Below are 3,655 nucleotides of genomic sequence, written 5' to 3' on the forward strand. Positions count from 1 at the left end.
GCCACAGGGCGAGGATGTCAGCGGGCATCCGGCCAGGCTACGGCGCCGGACCGGCGGTCGGGCGCCGGGTGGTCCGGCCGTCAGAAGAAGCCGAGGGCCGAGGCGCCGCCGACTCCGCCGAGGAGCATGAAGACGGGCATGAGGACCTTGAGCTCCACCCAGCTGCCGGCGCGGAAGCGCATCATCTTCGGCGGGCCGATCGGGTACCAGCGCTTGCCCGCGATGGGCAGGGGCCACAGGATCGGGCAGCCGGAGACGGTCAGGGCGTCGCCGATGTCGTGGACCAGGGCACCGAGCACGATCGGCAGGCCGAGCCACAGGTACTCCTGGCCCGCTCCGGTGAAGAGCCAGCCGGAGCCGTTGCCGGGCTGGTCGAGCACCCCGGCCAGTATCCAGGCGCTGGTCCCGCCGAGCAGCCAGACCAGGACGTCGCTGGACATGCGGGCGGCCCGCCACAGCAGGCCTTCGACGGCGAGGACCAGGTGGACGAAGAGGAGGGCGAGCACGCCCCACCGGTCGGCGGTGACGGCGAGCGCGGAGGAGCCGGCGCCGATCAGTACGGCCCAGACCCAGGTGTGGGTCAGGGTGCGGTGGCCGCCGGTGCGGCGGGCGTCGCGCGGGGCCCGGGTGGCCTTGTAGACCGCGTAGGAGATCTTGTCGACCACCTCGCACAGGCCCCGGGAGAGCGGGCCGAAGGCGCGGGAGATCGTCGCCGACTTGTGGTCCAGGTCGGGAGCGAGGGCCGCTCCGGCGCAGATGAGCGCCCCGACGACGAGGACGGGCCAGGGCATCGGGTGCCCGGCGGCGGCCGCCGCCGCGCCCACCCCCAGCCAGGCCGCTGCCCCGGACAGTGAGTGCGCCGGACCCATCATGGTCGTTCCCCGCCCCGGTCGTGTGCTGGTCGGGCCCTGTCGACGGTGTCGTTCGGGCCGCATCGACGGCACAGCGTACCGTCGATGATCTTCCTTCTGTCCGCCGGTTCCCTCATCCGGGGGGAAGCCAGGCAAGATGGGGGGTGTGACCCTCATTGATCAGCTCCCGCCGAACGCCGACCCCGATGCCCTCTTCGAGGCTTTCTCCTCGTGGGCGGAGGACCAGGGCATCACCCTGTACCCGGCTCAGGAGGAGGCGCTGATGGAGGTGGTCACCGGCGCGAACGTGATCCTTTCCACCCCGACCGGCTCCGGCAAGAGCCTGGTCGCGGCGGGCGCGCACTTCACCGCACTGGCCCAGGACAAGGTCACCTTCTACACCGCCCCGATCAAGGCCCTGGTCTCGGAGAAGTTCTTCGACCTCTGCAAGCTCTTCGGCACCGAGAACGTCGGCATGCTGACCGGCGACGCCTCGGTGAACTCGGACGCCCCGGTGATCTGCTGTACCGCGGAGGTACTGGCCTCCATCGCCCTGCGCGACGGCAAGTACGCCGACATCGGCCAGGTCGTCATGGACGAGTTCCACTTCTACGCGGAGCCCGACCGCGGCTGGGCGTGGCAGATCCCGCTGCTGGAGCTTCCGCAGGCCCAGTTCATCCTGATGTCCGCGACGCTCGGCGACATGAAGCGGTTCGAGGAGGACCTGACCCGGCGCACGGGCCGGCCCACCTCCGTGGTCCGCTCCGCGACCCGGCCCGTCCCGCTGTCGTACGAGTACGTCACGACGCCGATCACCGACACCATCACCGAGCTGCTGGAGACCCGGCAGGCGCCGGTCTACATCGTGCACTTCACCCAGGCGCAGGCCGTCGAGCGGGCCCAGTCGCTGATGAGCATCAACATGTGCACCCGCGAGGAGAAGGACAAGATCGCCGAGCTGATCGGCAACTTCCGCTTCACCACCAAGTTCGGCCAGAACCTCTCGCGCTACGTCCGCCACGGCATCGGCGTGCACCACGCGGGCATGCTGCCCAAGTACCGCCGCCTGGTGGAGAAGCTGGCCCAGGCCGGTCTGCTGAAGGTCATCTGCGGTACCGACACCCTCGGCGTCGGCGTCAACGTCCCGATCCGCACGGTGCTGTTCACCGCACTGACCAAGTACGACGGCACCCGCGTCCGCACGCTGCGCGCCCGCGAGTTCCACCAGATCGCCGGCCGCGCCGGCCGGGCCGGATTCGACACCGCCGGCTATGTGGTGGCCCAGGCGCCCGAGCACGTCATCGAGAACGAGAAGGCCCTGGCGAAGGCGGGCGACGACCCGAAGAAGCGCCGCAAGGTGGTCCGCAAGAAGGCTCCCGAGGGGTTCGTGGCCTGGTCGGACACGACCTTCGAGAAGCTCATCGCCGCCGACCCGGAGGCGTTGACCTCGCGCTTCAAGGTCACCAACATCATGCTCCTGTCGGTCATCGCCCGGCCCGGCGACGCCTTCAAGGCGATGCGCCACCTGCTCGAGGACAACCACGAGCCGCGCAAGGCCCAGTTGCGGCACATCCGCCGGGCCATCGCCATCTACCGCTCGCTGCTGGACGGCGGTGTCGTGGAGAAGCTCGACACCCCCGACGCCGAGGGCCGCACGATCCGCCTCACCGTCGACCTCCAGCAGGACTTCGCGCTGAACCAGCCGCTGTCCACCTTCGCACTCGCCTCCTTCGACCTGCTGGACCCGGAGTCCCCGTCCTACGCGCTGGACATGGTCTCGGTCGTCGAGTCCACCCTGGACGACCCGCGCCAGATCCTCGCCGCCCAGCAGAACAAGGAACGCGGCATCATGGTCGGCCAGATGAAGGCCGACGGGGTCGAGTACGAGGAGCGGATGGAGCGGCTCCAGGACGTCACCTATCCCAAGCCCCTCGAAGAGCTCCTCCTGCACGCCTACGACGTGTACAGCAAGAGCCACCCGTGGGTCCGCGACCACCCCGTCTCCCCGAAGTCGATCATCCGCGACATGTACGAGCGCGCGATGACCTTCACCGAGTTCACCTCGTTCTACGAACTCGCCCGCACCGAGGGCATCGTGCTGCGCTACCTGGCCAGTGCCTTCAAGGCGCTGGACCACACGATCCCCGACGACCTCAAGTCCGAGGACCTCCAGGACCTCATCGAGTGGCTGGGCGAGCTGGTCCGTCAGGTCGACTCCAGCCTGCTCGACGAGTGGGAGCAGCTGGCGAACCCGGAGGTGGAGACGGCGGAGCAGGCCCAGGAGAAGGCCGACCAGGTCAAGCCGGTCACCGCGAACGCCCGCGCCTTCCGCGTCCTGGTCCGCAACGCCATGTTCCGCCGCGTGGAGCTGGCCGCCCTGGACCACGTCAACGTGCTGGGCGAGCTGGACGGCGACTCCGGATGGGACGCCGACGCCTGGGGCGAGGCCCTGGACGGCTACTGGGACGAGTACGACGACCTGGGCACCGGTCCCGACGCGCGCGGCCCCAAGCTGCTCCAGATCGAGGAGGACGCGGCGCACGGCCTGTGGCGCGTCCGCCAGACCTTCGCCGACCCCAACGGGGACCATGGCTGGGGCATCAGCGCCGAGGTCGACCTCGCCGCCTCCGACGAGGAGGGCCGGGCCGTCATCCGCGTCACCTCGGTGGGCGAGCTCGGCCAGCTCTGACCCCTCCCGGACCTCGTCCGGGCGGGGGCCCCGCCCGCAACCGACCGGCGCCACCGTGGCCGCCGGGCCCGACAGTGGAGATCCTCTGATGACGAACCCCGCCGAGAGGCTGGTC

General features: G+C 70.1%; 2 protein-coding genes. One reads left to right on the top strand and one right to left on the bottom strand.

Annotated elements, in window-relative coordinates; genetic code table 11:
* Nucleotides 1-80: 80 nt before the first annotated feature.
* On the bottom strand, nt 81-872 hold the full coding sequence (locus ACWGDE_RS37190) for a metal-dependent hydrolase (protein ID WP_453393502.1): 792 nt from the start codon (nt 870-872) through the stop codon (nt 81-83).
* 145 nt (nt 873-1,017) lie between these two features.
* On the opposite strand from ACWGDE_RS37190, the gene ACWGDE_RS37195 reads away from it, so the two are divergent.
* On the top strand, nt 1,018-3,540 hold the full coding sequence (locus ACWGDE_RS37195) for a DEAD/DEAH box helicase (protein WP_453393503.1): 2,523 nt from the start codon (nt 1,018-1,020) through the stop codon (nt 3,538-3,540).
* The last annotated feature ends 115 nt before the right edge of the window (nt 3,541-3,655 follow it).

This window comes from Streptomyces sp. NPDC054956 (genome assembly GCF_053609185.1).